Genomic DNA, 21,711 nt, shown 5'->3' with positions numbered 1-21,711 from the left:
ACTACCATTAAAAATAATATCTACAAAAAATTAAATGGTTTTAACAACATCATTTACCAATTCTAATACAGCGGCAAATTGTTCCTCTTTATTTAAGTAAGAATTATCTATTTCTATAGCGTCGTCGGCAATAATCAAAGGAGAATCTTCGCGATGTGTGTCAATATAATCTCTTTCCATTACATTTTTTAAAACATCTTCATAAGAAACATTATCCCCTTTTTGCTGTAATTCATCAAAACGTCTCTGCGCGCGGGTTTCTGCACTGGCAGTCATGAAAATTTTAAGTTCGGCACTCGGAAAAACAACCGTACCAATATCTCTACCATCCATAACTATCGCTTTATTAGTTCCCATTTCCTGTTGCTGTTCTACCAATTTAGAACGCACTTCAGAAACTTCTGCTACTTTGCTCACAAAATTAGAAACTTCTATGGTTCTAATTGGTTTTTCAACATTTTCTCCGTTTAAATACATTTCAGCAAAACCCAAATCAGCATTAAATCTAAATTCTAACTGAATTTTAGGCAAAGCTTCAATCAAAGCCTTTTTATCAAATAAATCAGCTCCAATAAAGTGATTTTGCATTGCAAAATAAGCAACTGCACGATACATCGCTCCGGTATCTACATAAACATATTCCAGCTCTTTTGCCAATTGTTTTGCTAAAGTACTTTTTCCTGTTGATGAGAACCCATCAATTGCAATGGTAATTTTTTTCAATTTTTTTATTTTAATTAAATTTATTTTATGCTTTTGCTGTACAAATTCAATCTTTCTCAGCACACTATTTCATTGTACATTCAAAACATTCTGCGAATATAAAACACTATTGAATAGAAGTGAAAATAAAAATATAGTATTTCATTAAATTTTAATAAAGAGAAGATTTAAAACAAGCGCAAAAAAAATTATCAGTAAAAAAATATTTACTGATAATAATATTATTCAACCTAAGTTTGTTTTTTATTTGTTGCCAGACTTAGTTTTTAATAGTAAACATCCAAAATAATCTTCGACTTTGAGTTGTCGATTATTTTTTCAATTCTTTTAAAAAATTGTTCGTTTACCATTGGACATCCATGACTATTACTAATATAATAATCTTGTTCTTCATAAGGAACTGCTGAGTAATAATGCAAAACGATAGCTCTCTTTAAAGCATTATTGTTTGTTTCGTCCAGACCATTTAGTTTATAAGATTTTCCAAATCCTCCCTTATAGCAATTTTCTATAGAATATCTTCCTAAAGCAGTGCAGTTTGAATTTGGTGTATTGCTAAATCTTAAGCTTCCTTTTATTCCGGTTTCAGATCCTGAACCGTGAGCTACCAAACCCTGATCTAAAATTTTATTATTGACAAGATCATAAACAAAAAAACGATTTTTGCCTGAGGGTATTCTCATATCAACAAAAAAAGCAATTTTAGTATTGTATTTAGGATCAATACTAATCATGTTTTTTATTTCACCTATTCTGGTATTCATTCTCTCTACTTCAAGAGTAGACATAACTTCTTTTTTATAGTAGTGCTTTGTACCCGTAAAAAACCCTACAGTCATGAACAAAAACAAACTGAATATTTTCATATAATTATTGAAAATTTAAAATTAGACCAAAAAGACTTGTATTAGCTGCCAATGTATATCTTGAATACGAATAATTAAACTTTAACTTATTCATTTTTAAACCAAACCCTAATGAAACGCCTGAAAAATTACGTTGTTCATCAATTCTTAATTCTTCTCCTCTTCTAAAATTATACCCTAAACGAAAATTAAATGCTTTTTTAGGAAAAAGTTCCAGTCCAAAAACAACATGTCGCAAAGCATTATTTACAAACGAAATTTTCTCGTTACTTGTTGACCCATCAATATTGGTTTCGCCACGAACGGGATTCGAAAAAGAAATATTCCATTGTTGCAAATTCTCTAACGTAAGATGCCAACGAATAGGAACATGTTCTAATTCTTGCGAAACACCAGCAATGATTTCAAAGGGCAAATTCTCCTGTATTCCTGAATATGTTGTAAACTGTGTTCCAATGTTTCGAAATACCAGGGCCAAATTTACATTATTTTTTTGAATTTCATACATAATTCCCACATCAATTGCACCACCAATAGAATTATAACTTTCTAAAGTAGAAGTTATTAGCTTTGCATTAGCTCCAATATGCAGGTCGGTAAAAGGAATATTATAAGCATAACCCAAGGAAAGAGCGCCTTCACTCCCCGTAAAATCTGAGGTTGCCTGACCATTTTCGTCGTAACCGTCAAATGAACCATAGTTTACATAACTTATTCCGGCGTAAAAAGTTTGCACATGTCGATCATAAGTATAAGCATACGAAGCAGTTCCGTAAGAGGCTTCTCCGTAGTAATTACCGTAATTCATTGCAAGATGATTGTCCATATCTCCGTTTAAAGCTGCTGGATTAGACATCACCTGATTGACATCTTCATCATAAATCGTTATATTTTTTCCGCCTAACGCTGCCTGCCTTGGTGAAGTCGTTAAGTTAAGAAACTGATAAGTGTAACGCCCTCCTACTTGTCCGAATGAAACGGAGCAAATTAACATAAATAAAAGTAAAACAAATCGTTTCAACATTCTTTTGGGGCGAATCCTATATGGGAATAACGCAACTGCGAAGATAAAATTATATAACTTATAAAAAATAAATAAATTTATTTTACAAGAAAAAAAATCCTAATGCCAAATTAGAGGGAAATTCCAATAAAAAAATTCCAAATTCCAGTTGTAAGTGGAAATAAATTAAATAAAAAATCCAAATTCCAAAACTGATTTGATCAGATTGGAATTTGGATTTTCAAAAAATTGGAATTTACAATTGAAAATTTTATTTCAATTGTTTTGCATTTTTAACATTTTGATCAGTCAAAGCCAAAGCAAGAACTTCACTCATTTCTTTTACATAATGAAAAGTCAAACCTTCTAAATATTCAGCTTTTATTTCATCTATATCACTTTTGTTTTCGTAGCACAAGATAATCTCCTTAATATTAGCTCTTTTTGCTGCTAAGATTTTTTCTTTAATTCCGCCAACTGGCAAAACTTTTCCACGAAGCGTAATTTCACCTGTCATGGCCAAACTTTTCTTAACTTTCTTTTGTGTTAATAGAGAAACCAAAGAAGTTAACATTGCAATACCCGCACTAGGCCCATCTTTAGGTGTTGCACCTTCAGGAACGTGTAAGTGAATATTATATTTTTGAAATAATGCCACATCCAAACCTAATTTCTTAGCGTTTGCTTTAATATATTCTAAAGCAATTGTAGCTGATTCTTTCATTACTGTACCTAAATTTCCTGTAATGGTCAATGAACCTTTACCTTCGGAAATTAAGGACTCGATAAACAAGATATCTCCGCCAACACTTGTCCAGGCTAATCCTGTAACAACTCCTGCAATATCATTGTTTTCGTATTTATCACGCTCTAATCTTGGTACGCCCAAAACTTTTACGATATCATCATCCGTTACTTTTTTATTATACTCCTCTTCCATCGCAACTGATTTTGCAGCATTACGAATTACCTGAGCAATTTTAGTTTCTAAGTTACGAACACCGGATTCACGTGTATAGCCTTCTACGATTTTCTCTAATTGTTTTTTACCAATGGTTAAATCTTTAGCTGTTAATCCGTGTGCTTCTAACTGTTTAGGAAAAAGGTGTCTTTTTGCAATTTCTACTTTTTCTTCAATAGTATAACCTGACATTTTGATGACTTCCATTCTGTCACGCAAAGCCGGCTGAATAGTCGACATATTGTTTGATGTAGCTATAAACATCACTTTAGACAAATCATATCCCATTTCAAGGAAATTGTCATAAAAAGCATTGTTCTGCTCCGGATCCAATACTTCTAATAAAGCTGAAGAAGGATCTCCGCTATTTCCGCTTGAAAGTTTATCAATCTCATCTAAAATAAAAACTGGATTTGATGTTCCGGCTTTCTTTAAACTTTGAATGATTCGGCCTGGCATTGCACCAATGTATGTTTTTCTGTGTCCGCGAATCTCTGCTTCGTCACGTAAGCCACCTAACGAAATACGCACATATTCACGGCCTAAAGCTTCTGCAACTGAGCGGCCAATAGATGTTTTACCAACTCCCGGAGGTCCTGTTAAACATATAATTGGCGACTTCATATCGTTACGAAGTTTTAATACAGCAAGGTGTTCGATCATTCTTTTCTTAACTTCTTCAAGTCCAAAATGATCTTTATCTAATATTTTCTGAGCATGTTTCAAATCGAATTTATCTTTAGAATATTCACCCCAAGGCAATTCTAAAAATAACTCTAAATAATTACGCTGGATTCCAAAATCAGGTGATTGAGGATTCATTCTACGCATTTTAGATAATTCTTTTTCGAAATGTTTTTGCGTTTTTTCGTCCCATTTTTTGGTTTTCGCTTTCAGTCCCATTTCGTCCATTTCCTCCTCTTGCGAAACGCCTCCCAATTCTTCCTGAATGGTTTTCATTTGCTGATGAAGGAAATATTCACGTTGCTGCTGGTCTAAATCAAAACGAACTTTTGACTGAATGTCATTTTTCAATTCTAATTTCTGAAGCTCAACGTTCATATAACGTAAGGTTTCAAGCGCCCTGTCTTTTAATCCGTTTATCGATAGTAAACCTTGTTTTTCTTTTACCGATAAATTCATATTCGAAGAAACGAAATTGATTAAAAATGATTGGCTTTCGATGTTTTTAATTGCAAAAGTAGCTTCTGAAGGAATGTTTGGACTTTCTTTTATAATCTGAATAGCCAATTCTTTTACAGAATCTAAAATTGCTGTAAATTCAGTATCATTTTCTTCAGGACGTTCTTCTGACACTTCTTTGATTGTGGCAGTTATATAAGGATCCTCTGAAGTAACCTCGTCTATTTCAAAACGTTTTTTTCCTTGCAAAATAACGGTAACATTTCCGTCAGGCATTTTTAAAACACGTAAAATTCTTGCTACTGTTCCTATTTTATGAATATCATCTTTTGATGGATCTTCGTCTTCTTCATTAATTTGAGAAACTACTCCAATGATTTTTCCGCCGGCATTAGCATCGTTTATTAATTTAATCGATTTGTCTCTCCCTGCAGAAATAGGAATAACAACTCCCGGAAATAAAACAGTATTACGTAAAGGTAAAATAGGCAATGAAAGAGGAAGCTCTTCATTGTTCATTTCCTCTTCGTCTTCTGGAGTTAATAATGGAATTAATTCTGCTTCTGAGTCAAATTCCTGAAGTGACAGATTGTCAATGGTGAGTATTTTATGGTTTGACATAATAATATATAAGTCGTTTTGTCATTAAAATTTTAGTACTAACTGCAAATGTAGTGTTAGATAGTTTCATTTGTAATAAAAACATTCTAAGCTCTTCATTTACAACACAGATCATTAAAATAGACAATCACTATGCCAAAATGAGCTATGATAGATCTATTTAAGGTAGCCAATCTAGTAAAATCAAATTGTACTACCAAAAAAAAATCCACACAAAGGTGGATTTAATGTAATTAGTATTTTTATTATTACAAATCGTCTGTATTGATAGCAAAAGAGCCTGTAATTGTTTTTTTCTTACCGGTAGTAAAATTACTAACAACGAAATTAAAAGTACCTTCTATTTTTGTTGCTGTTTTTGAAGTAATGGTTAGCGATCCTGATTCGGTAGTATACAAAAGATCATCTAAAATACAAGATGCATTAGCGACATTTACAAGTTCCTCTCCACCTCCATTCAATGTAACACTCGAAGCCTGATAAGTACCAACACCATATGATTGACTAATACCTATAAGTACACTGTCATCACTGCCTCCGTTCTTTACTCCTACTATGCTATAATAAGGGTAAACACCACTTGAACTTACACTCGCTACATCAATATCGTTTTCAGCAAAATCAACGCCATCTATTTTTGCATTCAAAAAACCGTCAGACTCATCTACAGGTGCATTTTCTGTATAAGGTATATTCGCAAAAGAACCATTTGTAATTATTTTGGTTTCGGTTTTATCATCACCTAAATCTCTAAAACCTGTAAATTGAAATGTTCCTGAAATTGTTTTTTTAGTTTTATCTACTGCTGTAATTGTCACAATTGCCGTATCAGTATAATCTTTTACTCCAAAAAATTCTGCAACTTCGTTTGATGCACTTATAAATGGATTTTCATCAGTCGCTGAACCATAAGACAACACAAATTTTTCGCCATCATCTTCACTATTTGCCCATGTATAAGTTCCTACTTTATTACTTGGCAAAGTTATTTGAATTACATCTTTATTCGATGTTCTAATTCCTGCTATAAGTACAAAATTATCTGTTACAATGGCGCTTGAACTATTAGCAACAAAAGCATTTCCTCCTACAGTTGCTTTAAAAACTCCTGTGCCGGCTGGATTATTTCCGTTTCCGCTACCAGCCTCCTGATTGCCATTATTATAATTTAGCCCATCCTCAAAGTCTTTAGTACAAGATGTAAAAGATATCCCTAAAGCAAAAAGCAAAAGAAATAAAACGTAATTTTTTTTCATGAATTCTTAATTTAATACAAAATTTAATTTTTGCTAAAACTAAATAAAAAATCTTACACAAAGCATTACTTTCAACTATAATTTTTAACATAATCAGATTAATAAAGTTATTATGAAAAAAAATAAAATTATTTTTAGCAAAACTGTAACAAACCAAAAAAAGCACCGTCCTTATTAAAAACTAGCAATCATTACTTGAGTATAACTAACCAAAATATCGAAGAATTAATCGCGCTTTGTAAAGAAAACAATCAAAAGGCACAATTTGAAGTTTACAATCGTTACAGTAAAGCTATGTACAATGTGGCTTACCGTATTGTAAAAGACGAACATTTTGCACAGGACGTCATGCAGGAAGGTTTTCTTAAGGCTTTTACAAAAATTAACGACTACAAACAAGAAGTGGCTTTTGGAGCATGGTTAAAGAAAATAATTATCAATTATAGTATTGATTTTTATAAAAAAAATAATGCCTTTCAGGTTGAAGATCTAAGCAAGACATTATATAAAATTGAAGAAAACGACAGTTTCTTTTCTGAAAGTATCGATCTAAATTCACTTAAAGTGAAACAAGTTTTAGATACTATTTTAAGCTTAAAAGACAACTATCGCATGGTTTTAACTCTTTTTTATATTGAAGGTTATGACCAGGAAGAAATTAGCGAAATTTTAAACATCAGTTATGCCAATTGCAGAACAACGCTAAGCAGAGCTAAAGAAAGTTTACGAAAAAAATTAGAAGCGATAACAGATTCACTCCTAAAAAATAAATTTTAGATATATGAAAAAGGAAAATGACGATTTAGATCAATTATTTGAAAAATTTGAAAATCAATGGGATGTAAAAAGAATGAACGCTGACCATCAGGTTGATTTCTTAAATAAATTAAATAAAAAACAACCTAAGAAAAAGAACCACGCTGTTTGGGCAATCGCTGCATCAATTGTAATATTGTTAGGAGTGTCTCTATTTTATAATAACAATAATATCGAAAAACCCAAGGAATTTAAATTCGCTTCTAAGGAAACCCAAAGAACCGATTCTATTTTTAGCATTTTAATTGATAATGAATTAATTAAATTAAAAGAAAAAAGTTCGCCGGAAAATGAGCAAATCATTAATGATGCCTTAAAACAAATGAAAGTTTTTGATGCAGATTACGCAAAGATTATAAAGGAAGTGCAAAAAAATGGTGAAAACAAACAAATCATTTACGCTATGATCAGCAATCTGCAAACCCGAATCTCTTTTTTACAAACGGTTTTACAGAGAATTGAAGAAAACGAAAAATTTAAAAATACAACTGATGAAAAAACATTATAACATACTTATTCTATTCATTTTGATTCCTTTTTTAGGATTCTCAAATGATGACACTTTTATTTCTAAAGAAAAAAACATCAAAAAAACCTATATAGTAAATTCAAATGCAGGAATTGATATTGAGAACAAATACGGCAACATCACTGTAAGTACCTGGGATGAAAACAAAATTGACCTGGATATCACTATTAAAGTTTCTGGCGGAAATGAAAATTGGGTAAACGAAAGACTAAACAGTATCGATGTAGATATTAATGCTTTGAAATCTATGGTTTCAGCGATTACCAACATTGGAAATTCTTCTCTAAAAAGCAGAGGAAGCAGCAATAGTTTTGAAATTAACTATGTGATAAAAATTCCGAAAAACGGAACCGTAAAGCTCAATAATAAATACGGTAATATCACTACACTAACTTTAGAATCTACAACTGATATTTCATGTAAATATGGTAAAATCATATTGGGTAAACTTAATGGAGACAGCAATAGAATAGAAATTGGATACAGTCAGAACTCAAGCATTGACTACATTAAAAGCGGAAATATTGAAGCACGTTATTCAGGAATAAAAATAAATGAGTCCGGCAACTTAAATGTTGATGCAAATTATACGGATGTTTCATTGCAGGAAGGTCAAAATATTAAATGCAAAGGAAACTATGGTAGTTTTAAATTTCAAAAAATAAATTCACTTGTGGGCAGCAGTAATTATGTAACCATATCTATTGCAGAAGTTTTAAACAACCTGAATATTGATGCTACCTACTCTAAAATAAATGTAGAATCAATGAATGAAAAATCTAAAAATGTTAACATTAATACAGGATATACCAATATCGCTCTGGGTTATGATGCAAACTACTCTTTTGACTTTGATATTAATACACGATACGGAAGCATCAAAAATGACAGCTCTTTGGAGGTTTTGGTTAGCGAAATTAAAAGTAATACAAAAAGAATAAGTGGATATAATAAGAAAAAAGGACAAAATAAAGTCATCATTAATTCTAGTTACGGAAACATAATTCTAACTAAAAGATAATCGAATCATAAATCAATCAAAACAACAATTAAACAATCGAACAATGAAAAAAACTTTTAAACTATTCGTATTTAGCGCATTATTAATCAGCTCTGTTGGAAATGCACAATGGTCAAATAATAAAATTAAAGGAAACGGGAAAGTTGTTTCTGAAACAAGAACAACATCAGATTATGATGCAGTAAGGGTAGCAGGCTCATTTGATGTAGATTTGGTTGCAGGAAAAGAAGGTAAAATCATTATTAAAGGAGAAGAAAATTTAGTTTCGGCTATAAAAGTGGAAGTCGAAGATAATGTCTTAAAAATTTACGTTGAAAAAGGCACCAATATCAGACCAAGCATGGGTAAAAAAATTGAAGTTACTGTTCCTTTCGAAAAAATATCAGAAGTAAGTCTGGCAGGTTCAGGAAATGTTCAGTCTAAAAATGTTATTAAAAGCGATAAATTTACAGCAAAATTAGCGGGTTCAGGAAACTTTAACCTTGAAGTAAACTCAACTAATTTAGAATTAAATTTAAGCGGATCCGGAAATATCAATTTAAAAGGAAGCTCAGATAGTTTAACCACCAAACTTGCAGGATCAGGAAATATTGAAGCTACAAATTTGAAAGCTAAAAATGTTGATGCAAATGTTTCAGGATCTGGTAACAGCCGTGTTAACTGTGCAGAAAATTTAACAGCAAGAATAGCAGGTTCCGGTGATATTAAATACACAGGAAATCCTGAAAAACGAGATGTAAAAGTTTCCGGTTCAGGAAGTATAACAAAAGCTTAATAAAGATCTTTTAAAATACGATCATCAATCAAATCAATTGTCTCGTTTAAGACAAATTAAATCCCCCGAAAGGCACTTTATTAATTTAAAGTGCCTTTTTTGGTACCCTTCTTAGTAGAAAAATTGCTATTACAAAGAAAATGCCTAAAATATCGAAAGCTATACGAGGACTTCCTGTTATTTGGTCAATAATACCATATAGACACATTCCAATTACAATTCCTATTTTTTCTGCAACATCATAAAAGCTAAAAAACGATGCTGTATCTTCTGTTTCCGGCAATAATTTTGAATAAGTCGAACGCGATAAAGCCTGAATTCCTCCCATTACAAATCCTGCAACTGTGGCCATGACGTAAAAATGGATTGGTAAAGTAACGAAAAAGGCTAATCCACAACAAACTGCCCAAATAATATTAATACCGATAAGCGTTGGAATATTTCCAAATTTCGAAGAAGCTCTTGATGTTAAAATTGCTCCAACAACTGCCACTAATTGTATTATTAAAATACAAATAATCAACCCAATAGTTCCTTCTTCTTTAGATGACCATTGAATTTCCTGAGCCCCGAAATAAGTTGCTACAAGCATAACGGTTTGTACAGCCATACTTGAAACAAAGAAGCCTCCTAAATAACGTTTTAAAGGTATATTTTGCTGTAGTAATGCCCAAACTTTTTTTAACTCTTTAAATCCATTAAATACTACGGCTTTTGTTAGTTTTTGTCCATTTTCTTTTCTTCCTTTTGGTAAATAATAATAAGTATACTGACTAAATAATATCCACCAAACACCCACCATTATAAATGAATATCGCATTGCTTTCATGGCGGCTTCGCTATCTGTTCCGGTAATTCCAAAAAGCTTTGGTTTCATGACCATGGCTAAATTAATAATCAATAAAATAACACTTCCTACGTATCCCAACGAATATCCTTTGGCACTAATTTTATCCTGCTGTTCTTCAAAAGCGATATCTGGCAGATAAGAATTATAGAAGACTAAACTCCCCCAATATCCCAATAATCCAAAAAAGTAAAAAGCCAAACCAACATAAATATTATCTAAATCAAACCAATATAAACCCATACACGATAAAGCTCCTAAATAGCAGAAAAACTTCATGAATGCTTTTTTATTACCTACGTAATCGGCAATACCGGACAATAATGGCGATATAAAAGAAACCACTAAAAATGCTGTAGCTGTGATAAAACTAATTAAAGCTGAATTTTTTAAGTGCATGCCAAAAACATCAATATAATGATCACGTTCTGCAAATAGGGCTTCATAAAAAATAGGAAATACTGCTGATGCAATTGTAAGCGTATAAACAGAATTTGCCCAATCATAAAAAGCCCAGGCGTTTAATAATTTTTTATCTCCCTTTTGTAAATCTTTCATAGAAATGGTTTTGTTAACAGGTTACGAATTTATCTAATTTTTATGATAATCAAATAGAAATTTGATAAATCATGTATTATTAAATTATAAACAATTTAAAAGATTGTATTGCATAAAAAAAAGCCATTCACCGCGGTGAATAGCTTTTTAATTATCTTTTTAAGCAATCGTTCTTTATCTGACGATACCAACTTTTAATGCTGTAGCTTTTGCTTCAGGAATTAACGACTTCAAATTAGCAATCCTTGTAGCATCAGCAGGGTGAGTACTCATAAATTCGGGAGTTCCTGATGCTCCTGATTTTGCCGACATTCTTGTCCAGAATGCAATTGCATCATCCGGATTGTAGCCTGCAATTGCCATAAGTGTCAGTCCTATTTTATCAGCTTCTGTTTCATTACTTCTGCTAAACGGAAGCATTACTCCTACTTCAGATCCAAGTCCGTAAGCCTGAGCAAAAATTTGCTGAGTTGATTCTGATTTTCCACTTGTTGCCGCTCCTAATGCTGCTCCGCCAATTTGCTGTAATTGAGCTGCACTCATTCTTTGAGCACCGTGATTGGCTAATGCGTGAGAAACTTCATGCCCCATAACGGTAGCAAGACCAGATTCATTTTGTGTCACCGGCAAAATTCCCGAATAAACTACAATTTTACCTCCGGGCATACACCATGCATTAACTTCTTTATTATCTACCAGCTTGTATTCCCAACGGTAGTCGGTTAAATATTGAGCTTGCCCCAAATAAGTTAAATATTTTTCTGCCGCTTTTTTAATTTTAAATCCAACAGCTTCTACTAATTTAGCATCTGCTGTCCCGGTTATTACCTTGTTTTCAGATATAAACTGGCTATACTGCTGAAATGAAGAAGGAAACAATTCACTATTCGAAACGAAGTTCAAATTTTTCTTTCCTGTAACAGGATTAGTTGCACATCCTACAACTAAAACAGCTGCAAAAATTCCTGATAATAGATATTTTTTCATGATTTTTAATTTTTTAACACAAACAAAAATACAATTTTAAATATTTTTTATTTTATATAATTACGTGAAATTTTATCAGAATTTACTTATTCACCGCTAATATGAAGTTCACTGAACTCTTTATCAACAATTAAAAAATGATTTTCTTCGAATGCTATTTTATCAAAAGCGATGATTTCATTATCAATTTCAATTTCTGTTACTTTAAATGGTAATCCAATTAAGTTGATTTTATATTTTGAATAAGGTGTGTCAAATTTTCCCTCTTTATGAAGCTGTACAATTAATTCTTTTTCTTTACCAATTGTTCTAAAAGATAAAAAACTGTAGCGTCCTTTTTTATAATCATAACCGTCCTGAGCATCTTCATAAACTACTGATTTTTCTTTCCCGTTTTTAAAGTAAAGATCCAGCGTTAATTCATCAAATTCAAGTTCGCCCACATATTGCTGAACGGGATATTTTGGTATTATTGCACCTGCTTTTACAAACACCGGGATTTCATCAAATTTAGTATCAATCCAAACCTCTCTTCCTCCTGTTGATAACTCATTATTCCAATAGTTATACCACTCACCTCTTGGAATATACATACGTCTACCTACAGCATTAGGTTCAAGAATTGGGCATACTAATATTTGATTTCCAAAGATGAATTCATCGTTTCGATAATGTGTTTGTGTATCTTCCTGATCGTAATAAACCAATGGTTTCAGCATCGGAATTCCCTCTTCAATATATTGCCAAAACATCGTGTATAAGTACGGCAATAACTGATAACGTAAACTCACAAATTTTCGGGTAATATTAATCACTTCTTCATCAAAAGCCCAAGGTTCCTGATTACCATGATCTCCGGATGAATGCGTTCTGCAAAACGGATGAAAAACACCTAATTGTATCCAACGCGCGTACAATTCTCCTGTTGGCTGTTCTGCAAATCCTCCAATATCAGAACCTGTAAATCCCATTCCGGAAATACTCATTCTTTGTACCTGAATATTGGCAAGCCATAAATGTTCCCATGTTGCGACATTATCACCGGTCCAGGATGAAGTGTAACGTTGTGCGCCTGAATATGCTGATCTGGTAATAACAAAAGGACGTTTTGGATACGTAAATCGCTTTACACCATGGTAAGTCGCTCTGGCCATTTGTGTGCCATAAATATTATGTGCTTTTCTATGGCTGCAAGGGTTTCCGTCATAAACGTGACGAACATCCATTGGGAACGTTTTATTGGGAACCTCCATAACAGCTGGTTCGTTCATATCGTTCCAAACACCTTTTACACCTATATCTGAAATTAATTCTTTAAATAATCCTGCCCACCACTCTCTAACTACGGGATTTGTATAATCAGGAAAATTACATTCACCTGGCCAAACTTTACCTTTCATATAAGGTCCATCGGCTCTTTTGCAGAAATAATCTTTTTCTAAAGCTTCCTGATATACCCAATAATCTTTATCTATTTTAATTCCGGGATCAATGATTACAATAGTTTTAAAACCATCTTCTGCCAGTTCTGCCACCATGCGTTTTGGATCTGGAAAGTAATTTTTATTCCAGGTAAAACATCGAAATCCTTCCATATAATCAATATCCAGATAAATAGCATCGCAAGGAATTTTAAGTTCTCTGAATTTTGATGTAATTTCTTTTACTTTACTTTCAGGATAATAACTCCATTTACATTGATGATATCCTAAAACCCAAAGCGGTGGTAATTCCGGTTTACCCGTTAAATCAGTATAGGTCGTAACTACATCCTGCATTTGTGGGCCATAAATGAAGTAGTAATTCATTTCACCACCTTCTGCCCAAAAGCTTGAAACGTTTCTTCTTTCCTGACAAAAATCAAAAAAAGTTCTAAAAGTATTATCAAAAAAAATACCGTAAGATTGTTTGTTGTGTAAACCTATGTAAAACGGAACTACTTTATATAATGGTTCCTGATCTTTCTGGTAAGCATATTGATCGGTAGCAAAATTTTCTAATCTTTTGCCTTTCAAATTCATTTGAGTTGCTTTGTCACCTAGTCCGTAAAAACATTCGCCATCTTTGGATGATTTACTCATTTTTACAATATTCCCGCCATATTCGTAACTCTCTTCCCAATGAAAACCAAGTTCATCTTCAAGAATCAAAAGATCGTTTAAATCATAAATTGATAAACGAAGATCTGCCTTTTGGATTTTACATTTTACTTTACTGGTTCTAATCTGGAAATAAGTCTCCTCTTCTGTAAGTTCTAGAAAATTATAACCGTGAAGTTGCGTTTTATCAATAGCATAGGAGAAATCATTACTGAAATAACCCTTTGTTGTAAAGCGAAACCGAATTAAACTGTCTCTAAGAACAGTTACTTTTAAGATTACATTGTTATCTGTATTAAAAAAAATAGAATCGCCTTCATGTTCAAATGATACGATTTTTGAAGGATATAAATCGCCTTTATATTCTAATGATGTATTTGTAATCATATCGCTGAATGAATTAATTATAATAACGTTAATCTCTCGCTTTCAAACATACAAAAAAAGCATAAAAACCTATATTAATATAAGGTTTATTCACGAAAACGTTTTTTTTGAATGAGTCTTAAATTACACGTCAAAAAACAATCAATTCAGTAATTTTAAAACCTTAAATTGATAAATTAACATATTAAATATTAAACTGTTTTTTATACTAAAGAATAAACGCCGACACTTAATGGAGGCAAAAGTAATTCAACAGAAAAATCTCTTCCATCGTAAGCGAGTTCTTCAATTTTTAAAGTACCGCCATTACCCAATCCACTTCCGCCGTAAATAGCAGCATCACTATTAAAAATTTCCTGTAGTTTACCTTTCTGCGGAATTCCAATTCTATAGTTCTCCCGAACCACTTGCGTGAAATTACAAACCACAATTAAATTTTCATCAGGATTATTTCCCTTTCGAATATAGGACAATACTGCATTTTGATGATCAGAATAATTAATCCATTCAAAACCTTCCCCTGTAAATTGCTTTTCATATAAAGCAGGGCGTGTTTTGTATAAGTTATTCAAATCTGTAATTACTTTTTTAATTCCTGAATGATAATCGTATTGAAGTAAATGCCAATCAAGGCTTTTCTCAAAATTCCATTCATCACTTTGTCCAAATTCAGATCCCATAAAAAGCAATTTGGTTCCGGGATGCGTAAACATATAACCGTACAACAATCTTAAATTCGCAAATTTTTGCCATTCGTCGCCAGGCATTTTATTGGCAATAGATTTTTTTCCGTATACAACTTCATCGTGCGAAAACGGAAGCATAAAATTTTCTGTAAAAGCATAGGTCATCGAAAATGTCAAATCATTTTGGTGGTATTTTCGATAAACAGTTTCTTTCTGGAAATATTTTAGAGTATCATGCATCCATCCCATCATCCATTTCATGCCGAAACCTAAACCTCCTGTAAAAGTGGGTCTCGAAACCATTGGAAAAGAAGTACTTTCTTCTGCAATAGTCTGAACTCCATCAAAATTAGCATAGATAACTTCATTAAACTCTTTAAGAAAGCTAATCGTATCAAGATTTTCTCTGCCACCAAAAATATTCGGTTCCCATTCCCCTTCATTTCGCGAATAATCAAGGTACAACATCGACGCCACTGCATCAACGCGTAAACCATCAGCATGATAATGCTGTAGCCAAAACACGGCATTACTAATTAGAAAAGCTCGAACTTCATTACGTCCGTAATTAAAAACCAAACTTTTCCAATCCGGGTGATAGCCTTTTCGACGATCAGGATGTTCGTATAAATGTGAACCATCAAAAAAGCCTAAGCCATGTGCATCGTCAGGAAAATGCGAAGGAACCCAGTCTAAAATTACTCCAATTCCAGCCTGATGCAATTTATCAACCAAAACCATAAAATCCTGTGGCTTCCCAAATCTTGAAGTTGGTGCAAAGTATCCTGTCAGTTGATATCCCCACGACGGGTCATAAGGATATTCCATAATTGGCATAAATTCGACATGCGTAAAGCCTGTTTCCTTTACGTAATTTACCAGATCCTCTGCTAGTTCTAAATAAGTTAGAAACCTATTGTTTTCACCACGCTTCCATGAACCTAAGTGTACCTCATAAACAGAATAAGGTTTATCTAAACCATTATTATTTTGACGGGATTGCATCCATTTTTCGTCTTTCCAATTGTAATCTAAATCCCAAACAACCGAAGCTGTGTGAGGAGGTTTTTCACAGTATAAAGAAAAAGGGTCTGCTTTTTCGGTTATAGCTCCATTTATATTTGATTGAATTTTATATTTGTAAAGTGTACCTTTCTCGATGCCTGGAATAAAACCTTCCCAAATTCCTGAAGAATCCCAACGTACCTGCAATAAATGCTCTCCTTGTGTCCAATAATTAAAATCACCAACAACCGAAACAGATTGAGCCGTTGGTGCCCAAACTGCAAAGTAAACGCCTTTTACTCCGTTAACTTCAACTAAATGTGCTCCTAATTTTTCATATAATTTGAAGTGTTTTCCTGCTTTGAATAAATCAATATCAAAATCAGTGAAAAGAGAATGCGTGATAACTTTATTCATATTTGTTTTTATAATTGGAATGTGGACTTTTTATTATAGTTTTGGAGCTTTTATATTATTTTTTTCAAAAAATTTATTCAATTCTAAAATTATCTGATAATACAACTCCTTTTTTTATCACGACAATACCATCCTTTATACTGTATAATTCATTTGTAAAATTGTCCAAATGTTTACCTCCATTAATGTGAACATTGTTTCCTATACGAACGTTTTTATCTACCAAAACATTTTTTATAAAACAATTCTCTCCTATTCCTACGTGAATTTTATTGATACTGCTTTCATGATTCATTTCATCCAAATCCTGATAAAAATCGTTCCCCATTACATAGCAATTTTCAAGCACAGTTCCCTCTCCTATTCTGGATCGAATGCCAATTACAGAACTTTTAATCTCTTTAGCATTAATGATACAACCTTCAGAAATTAACGATTGATTGATAACCGAATTTCTAAATTTTGATGGCGGTAATAATCTTGGTCTGGTGAAAATTTTATTGTCGTTATCAAATAAATTAAACTCAGGAATATCTGCCGTTAAACCAATATTGGCTTCAAAAAAGGATTCAATATTTCCAATGTCTGTCCAATATCCTTCATATTGGTAGCTCAAAATTTTATGTTTGCCTACGGCTTGTGGAATAATTTCTTTACCAAAATCCTTTGTTTCCGGATCGGCCATTAAATCTTCTAATAACTGACGGTTAAAAATATAGATTCCCATCGAGGCCAGATAATTTTTACCCTTTTCCTTCATGTGTTCACTTACTTCCGATTCCCATTCAGGCAAAAGCGATGCATCAGGTTTCTCTATAAAAGCTTCTACATAACTTTCATGACAAGTTTTTAAGATTCCAAATTCAGGGGCGTCCTTAGCATTTACAGGTAATGTGGCAATAGAAATTTCCGCATTTGCTGCAATATGCGCTTCGAGCATTTCATTAAAATCCATTTGATACAACTGATCTCCTGAAAGAATTAAAGCATGGTCAAAATCGTGTTTCAAAAAATGCGACATACATTGGCGAACAGCATCTGCAGTTCCCTGAAACCATGTTGGGTTATCCGGAGTTTGTTCTGCCGCCAAAATATCTACAAATGACTGACTGAAAATACTAAAATTAAAAGTGTTTTTGATATGCGCATTGAGAGATGCTGAATTAAACTGGGTTAAAACAAATATTTTAAAAATATCCGAATTGATACAATTTGAAATAGGAATATCAACTAATCGGTATTTTCCACCAATTGGAACTGCTGGTTTTGATCTGGTTTCTGTTAACGGAAACAAACGTGATCCTTGTCCTCCTCCTAAAATAATAGCAACTACATTTTTCTTTTTAAACTTCATTTTTCTCAATTATTAGGTTGTATACTTCAATATATTCTTGGCAAACTCTTTCCCATGAATGGTCAATCGCCATTCCTTTTTTTCTTATTGTATTAAAATTTAATTTATCATCGTACAGTCCTACAGCACGATTTATAGAATAACAAACATCTCCAACCGAAGCCTGATCATGACAAATCCCGTTTCCGTTATCCCCAAAATCAATTACAGTATCGCGCAGTCCGCCAGTTCTTCTCACAATTGGTACAGTTCCGTAACGCAAAGCATACATTTGGTTCAATCCGCAAGGTTCAACTCTTGATGGCATTAAAATATAATCAGAACCTGCGTAAATTAAATGAGCCAATTCTTCATTGTAACCAATAAACACATTGTAATTACCATTGTAATCATTTCTTAGCTGAAGCAATTGTTCTTCTATTTGTGCATTCCCTGATCCTAAAATCAGTATATTGATATTTTCAAAATTTTCAGATAACGCCAAAGCCGAAGACTGAGGTAATAAGTCTCCTCCTTTTTCTTCGAACAAACGTCCAATAAAACTAAATAAAGGTTTCGTAGGATCGAGATCAAATTGCTCACATAAATTTTTCTTATTTTTTTCTTTACCAGATGCCAGAGTTTCAATCGAATAATTTTCGGCAATCATTTGGTCCTTTTCCGGATTCCAGACTTCAAAATCAATTCCGTTTAAAATTCCTTTTGATTTGTCTCTAACCGAATTAAACAACGATTCCAGACCATTTGCTGAGACATTAATTTCATCCAGATAACTTGGCGAAACAGTCGTAACTGCATGTGCGCACTTTACTCCTACCGCCAAAGAATTTAGAGAATTATTCCATTCTAAAAATCCAACATGAATTAAATCAAACTCTGGTAAATAATGCAATTGATCAAAACCAAACCAGCCTTGGTACAAACCATTATGAATAGTAATTACTGTTTTTACAGTTCTTAGACTCTCATATTTATAACCATATTTAACCAAAAACGGAATCAGTCCGGTATGATGGTCATGACAATTAATAATATTCGCAACTTTTTTACGGGCAGCAATCCAATCCAGGGTTGCAATCTGAAACGAAAAGAAACGTTCAATATCATCCTCATATCCGTAAACATTTGGTCGGTCAAATAATTCCTTAATTTCTATAAGATATAATTCGTAACCAAGCTTATTTGTTGTTTCCTTTAAGACACTAAACGGAAAATCAAAACTTCCTAATTTTACGGTTCCCCAGTGAACACATTCAAAATTATTTTCATTTTTGAACTTTGTATCGTAACAAGGAACAACAACACGAACCTCATGACCGGCATTCGTTTGATATTTTGGCAGTGCGCCAACAACATCAGCCAAACCGCCAACTTTTGCCATAGGATAACACTCAGCACTGATATGAAATATTTCCATGTGAAAATTTATAAACTAATTGCGAATTATTTTTTTTAATAAGCACACATTAAAATGCTACTTTTATGTTTCCTAAATTTAGGAAAAAATAAGTACAATTAAGGCTTCAGAAAAAAAATATTTATATGGCAAAAAAGGCGACGAATCCTACTCAATCTTTAAAAATTCCACAGGTTATCATACTATCCAGCAAATTACTCGCTTTTATATCACCTAAATTGGTAACCAGATTTGCAGCAAAGCTTTTTACAACACCAGTAAAACATAAGGTTCCAAAACGCGAGCTGGAAATGGATCAAAAAAGCACTAAGAATACTTTTTTTATCCCTGCGATTCGCAAAAGTATTACTACCTACAAATACGGAAAAAGTGAACAGAAAGTCTTATTAGTTCATGGCTGGTCAGGTCGTGGGACGCAACTATTTAAAATAGCCGACGAACTTTTACAAAATGGATATTCGACCATAAGTTTTGATGCGCCTGCACACGGAAAATCTGAAGGAAAAACAACTATAATGTCTGAGTTTATCGCTTCGATTTTAGAGATAGAAAAACAATACGGTCCTTTCGAAATTGCAATTGGGCATTCCTTAGGTGGAATGTCAGTTTTAAACGCAATTAAAGATGGCTTAAAGGTAAAAAAAGCTATTATTATTGGCAGTGGAGATATTGTACACGATATTCTGCAAGAATTTGTTTCGAAATTAGGTTTAAAAACCGAAATTAGTGACAGATTACGTGATCATTTCGAAAATCAATACCAGTTAAAAATGGATGATTTCTCAGCTTATAGGGCAGCACAAAAAATTGAAATTCCTGTTCTGGTGATCCATGACAAAGATGATCCCGAAGTTCCCGTAAAAGCTGGGATTCATATTCATAAACACTTACAAAACGGAAATCTTTTTCTAACAGAAGGCCTTGGACACAGAAAGATCCTTGGAAATCAAAATGTTATAAAAAAAATCCTAGATTTCATCAAAACTACTTAATTTTGTGAGAGTTGCAGTTTTATAGTTATAATTTTTAATACAAAAAAAATGGATTTATTTGGAGAAACATCAGATTGGGAGACTAAATTAAAACCCATTTTGAAAGAATATAAAGGAAAAAAACATCCACTGGAGTATCAAAATGCCTATCAATTATTAGTTATGGTGGTTTTATCTGCTCAGGATTCTGATGCTAATATCAACAAAATTGCACCGGCATTATTTGCGAAATTTCCAACACTTAAAAGTTTATCAAAAACAGATACCGAAACCTTTATTCCTTACATAAGTAAAGTCCGAAATTATCCCACAAAGGCAGGTTGGCTCATGGAAATTGCCAAAACCATTAAAAATGATGAAGATATTCCTCTAACCATGCAAGAACTAACAGCCTTAAAAGGAATAGGAAGAAAATCTGCAAATGTTATCATAAGAGAAACCGGAAACCCCGCAGAAGGCATTATTGCCGATTTGCATGTAATACGTGTAGCACCAAGAATTGGCATAATAAAAGAAAGTAAAGATGGAAATAAAGTCGAAAAAGATTTAATGCAAGTCTTACCAAAATCAATATGGTCAGAAATCGGAATGGCAATTTCTTTTTTAGGAAGAGAAATTTGCAGGCCAAAACCAAAATGCGAAGAATGTTTATTGGCAGATATTTGCCATTATTATTTAACACAAGTAATTTAATTTTTTTTCTTGTATCAATCAAAATTTTAGATGAACATACAGATTGTATTTTCTCAATATCTTTTTGATTAAAACCTTAAAAAAAATCTCTATCGTTTCTGTGTGTTACAAAACGATTATGAAAATAAAAAACAAATAATATTATTTAATGATCGAATAAATTTAGATCTAAAAATAAGCCTTTATTTCAAAATTAAAATATTTTATTTTTAAATATGAGATTTATGGGCGTTTCCCTCCGGGCCGGGCTGTCCGCTAAATCTTTTGCGAGAGACGTTTTAGATTGCTTTGCCAGAAGTGTAGTGTGTCGCAAAAGGATATCGCTCCCATCCCTAACGCAGTTTACGGTAAAAAGGAAGTATTATTTTCAAAGGAAATTCCAACTTCTAAATCCCAAATTCCAATATATAGTACCTCATAGTTTTTACTTTCAGAGGAGATCATGTAAATAAACTGTTATTTAACCGCAAAGAACGCAAGGGATTACGCAAAGTGCGCAACGAACAGCCTTTGCGGCCTTAATAAAGACAGCAGTACAGACAATAAAAAAAACCT

At 32.8% G+C, this 21,711-nt stretch carries 17 protein-coding genes; 6 read left to right on the top strand and 11 right to left on the bottom strand.

Annotated features, from left to right (window positions below; translation table 11 throughout):
• Positions 1-30 precede the first annotated feature (30 nt).
• The 5 genes from cmk to FLP_RS10400 form a co-directional block, all read right to left on the bottom strand.
• Positions 31-723: a (d)CMP kinase gene (cmk, locus tag FLP_RS10420; protein ID WP_065449494.1), complete on the bottom strand. Its 693-nt coding sequence runs from the start codon at positions 721-723 to the stop codon at positions 31-33.
• Between the two features lie 266 nt (positions 724-989).
• Positions 990-1,589: a murein L,D-transpeptidase catalytic domain-containing protein gene (locus FLP_RS10415; RefSeq protein ID WP_065449461.1), complete on the bottom strand. Its 600-nt coding sequence runs from the start codon at positions 1,587-1,589 to the stop codon at positions 990-992.
• 4 nt (positions 1,590-1,593) lie between these two features.
• Entirely contained in the window at positions 1,594-2,613 is a 1,020-nt protein-coding gene (gene porQ, locus FLP_RS10410) for a type IX secretion system protein PorQ (RefSeq protein WP_065449460.1), read from the bottom strand.
• Between the two features lie 250 nt (positions 2,614-2,863).
• Positions 2,864-5,317 carry an endopeptidase La gene (gene lon / locus FLP_RS10405; protein ID WP_065449459.1) on the bottom strand — a complete coding sequence of 818 codons (2,454 nt, stop codon included), beginning with the start codon at positions 5,315-5,317 and terminating at the stop codon, positions 2,864-2,866.
• Between the two features lie 248 nt (positions 5,318-5,565).
• Positions 5,566-6,573 (bottom strand): DUF6252 domain-containing protein, encoded by a 1,008-nt coding sequence (locus tag FLP_RS10400; RefSeq protein ID WP_065449458.1) that lies wholly within the window; start codon positions 6,571-6,573, stop codon positions 5,566-5,568.
• A gap of 195 nt (positions 6,574-6,768) precedes the next feature.
• Between FLP_RS10400 and FLP_RS10395 the strand changes: the two genes are divergently transcribed.
• Genes FLP_RS10395 through FLP_RS10380 form a run of 4 tightly spaced genes read left to right on the top strand, consistent with a single transcriptional unit; the run spans position 6,769 to position 9,714 of the window.
• Positions 6,769-7,350, top strand: a complete 582-nt coding sequence (locus tag FLP_RS10395) for an RNA polymerase sigma factor (protein ID WP_065449457.1) — start codon at positions 6,769-6,771, stop codon at positions 7,348-7,350.
• A gap of 4 nt (positions 7,351-7,354) precedes the next feature.
• Complete coding sequence (locus FLP_RS10390) at positions 7,355-7,897, top strand: anti-sigma factor (protein WP_065449456.1); 543 nt, start codon at positions 7,355-7,357, stop codon at positions 7,895-7,897.
• Positions 7,881-8,939 carry a DUF4097 family beta strand repeat-containing protein gene (locus FLP_RS10385; RefSeq protein WP_065449455.1) on the top strand — a complete coding sequence of 353 codons (1,059 nt, stop codon included), beginning with the start codon at positions 7,881-7,883 and terminating at the stop codon, positions 8,937-8,939. The genes FLP_RS10390 and FLP_RS10385 overlap by 17 nt, the downstream gene beginning before the upstream one ends.
• 43 nt (positions 8,940-8,982) lie before the next feature.
• On the top strand, positions 8,983-9,714 hold the full coding sequence (locus FLP_RS10380) for a head GIN domain-containing protein (protein WP_065449454.1): 732 nt from the start codon (positions 8,983-8,985) through the stop codon (positions 9,712-9,714).
• Positions 9,715-9,799: 85 nt separating this feature from the next.
• Here FLP_RS10380 and FLP_RS10375 read toward each other — a convergent pair whose 3' ends face one another.
• From FLP_RS10375 to FLP_RS10350, 6 genes are all read right to left on the bottom strand, one after another.
• Entirely contained in the window at positions 9,800-11,119 is a 1,320-nt protein-coding gene (locus tag FLP_RS10375) for an MFS transporter (protein WP_065449453.1), read from the bottom strand.
• Between the two features lie 174 nt (positions 11,120-11,293).
• A complete protein-coding gene (locus tag FLP_RS10370; RefSeq protein ID WP_065449452.1) occupies positions 11,294-12,106 on the bottom strand; it encodes a M48 family metallopeptidase in 813 nt (270 codons plus the stop codon).
• 86 nt (positions 12,107-12,192) lie between these two features.
• A complete protein-coding gene (locus FLP_RS10365; protein WP_065449451.1) occupies positions 12,193-14,592 on the bottom strand; it encodes a glycoside hydrolase family 31 protein in 2,400 nt (799 codons plus the stop codon).
• Between the two features lie 203 nt (positions 14,593-14,795).
• Positions 14,796-16,700 carry a 1,4-alpha-glucan branching protein GlgB gene (gene glgB, locus FLP_RS10360; RefSeq protein WP_065449450.1) on the bottom strand — a complete coding sequence of 635 codons (1,905 nt, stop codon included), beginning with the start codon at positions 16,698-16,700 and terminating at the stop codon, positions 14,796-14,798.
• A gap of 73 nt (positions 16,701-16,773) precedes the next feature.
• A complete protein-coding gene (locus FLP_RS10355) occupies positions 16,774-18,054 on the bottom strand; it encodes a glucose-1-phosphate adenylyltransferase (protein WP_065449449.1) in 1,281 nt (426 codons plus the stop codon).
• Positions 18,044-19,471: a glycogen synthase gene (locus FLP_RS10350; RefSeq protein ID WP_065449448.1), complete on the bottom strand. Its 1,428-nt coding sequence runs from the start codon at positions 19,469-19,471 to the stop codon at positions 18,044-18,046. Before FLP_RS10350 ends, FLP_RS10355 begins: the two co-directional genes overlap by 11 nt.
• Before the next feature lie 125 nt (positions 19,472-19,596).
• On the opposite strand from FLP_RS10350, the gene FLP_RS10345 reads away from it, so the two are divergent.
• Together FLP_RS10345 and FLP_RS10340 are read left to right on the top strand one after the other, a co-directional pair.
• Positions 19,597-20,463: an alpha/beta hydrolase gene (locus FLP_RS10345; protein ID WP_065449447.1), complete on the top strand. Its 867-nt coding sequence runs from the start codon at positions 19,597-19,599 to the stop codon at positions 20,461-20,463.
• 48 nt (positions 20,464-20,511) lie between these two features.
• On the top strand, positions 20,512-21,156 hold the full coding sequence (locus FLP_RS10340; RefSeq protein ID WP_065449446.1) for an endonuclease III domain-containing protein: 645 nt from the start codon (positions 20,512-20,514) through the stop codon (positions 21,154-21,156).
• The last annotated feature ends 555 nt before the right edge of the window (positions 21,157-21,711 follow it).

Source organism: Flavobacterium piscis (genome assembly GCF_001686925.1).
In the GTDB taxonomy this organism is placed as follows: Bacteria; Bacteroidota; Bacteroidia; order Flavobacteriales; family Flavobacteriaceae; genus Flavobacterium; species Flavobacterium piscis.
Note: the sequence above shows the minus strand (reverse complement) of the source record. Positions and strands in the feature narration are given on the sequence as shown.

Coding starts and splice junctions, on each gene's coding strand:
- FLP_RS10415 (WP_065449461.1), bottom strand. CDS start 1,589: ATGAAAATATTCAGTTTGTTTTTGTTCATGACTGTAGGGTTTTTTACG.
- porQ (WP_065449460.1), bottom strand. CDS start 2,613: ATGTTGAAACGATTTGTTTTACTTTTATTTATGTTAATTTGCTCCGTT.
- lon (WP_065449459.1), bottom strand. CDS start 5,317: ATGTCAAACCATAAAATACTCACCATTGACAATCTGTCACTTCAGGAA.
- FLP_RS10400 (WP_065449458.1), bottom strand. CDS start 6,573: ATGAAAAAAAATTACGTTTTATTTCTTTTGCTTTTTGCTTTAGGGATA.
- FLP_RS10390 (WP_065449456.1), top strand. CDS start 7,355: ATGAAAAAGGAAAATGACGATTTAGATCAATTATTTGAAAAATTTGAA.
- FLP_RS10385 (WP_065449455.1), top strand. CDS start 7,881: ATGAAAAAACATTATAACATACTTATTCTATTCATTTTGATTCCTTTT.
- FLP_RS10380 (WP_065449454.1), top strand. CDS start 8,983: ATGAAAAAAACTTTTAAACTATTCGTATTTAGCGCATTATTAATCAGC.
- FLP_RS10375 (WP_065449453.1), bottom strand. CDS start 11,119: ATGAAAGATTTACAAAAGGGAGATAAAAAATTATTAAACGCCTGGGCT.
- FLP_RS10370 (WP_065449452.1), bottom strand. CDS start 12,106: ATGAAAAAATATCTATTATCAGGAATTTTTGCAGCTGTTTTAGTTGTA.
- FLP_RS10365 (WP_065449451.1), bottom strand. CDS start 14,592: ATGATTACAAATACATCATTAGAATATAAAGGCGATTTATATCCTTCA.
- glgB (WP_065449450.1), bottom strand. CDS start 16,700: ATGAATAAAGTTATCACGCATTCTCTTTTCACTGATTTTGATATTGAT.
- FLP_RS10355 (WP_065449449.1), bottom strand. CDS start 18,054: ATGAAGTTTAAAAAGAAAAATGTAGTTGCTATTATTTTAGGAGGAGGA.
- FLP_RS10350 (WP_065449448.1), bottom strand. CDS start 19,471: ATGGAAATATTTCATATCAGTGCTGAGTGTTATCCTATGGCAAAAGTT.
- FLP_RS10345 (WP_065449447.1), top strand. CDS start 19,597: ATGGCAAAAAAGGCGACGAATCCTACTCAATCTTTAAAAATTCCACAG.
- FLP_RS10340 (WP_065449446.1), top strand. CDS start 20,512: ATGGATTTATTTGGAGAAACATCAGATTGGGAGACTAAATTAAAACCC.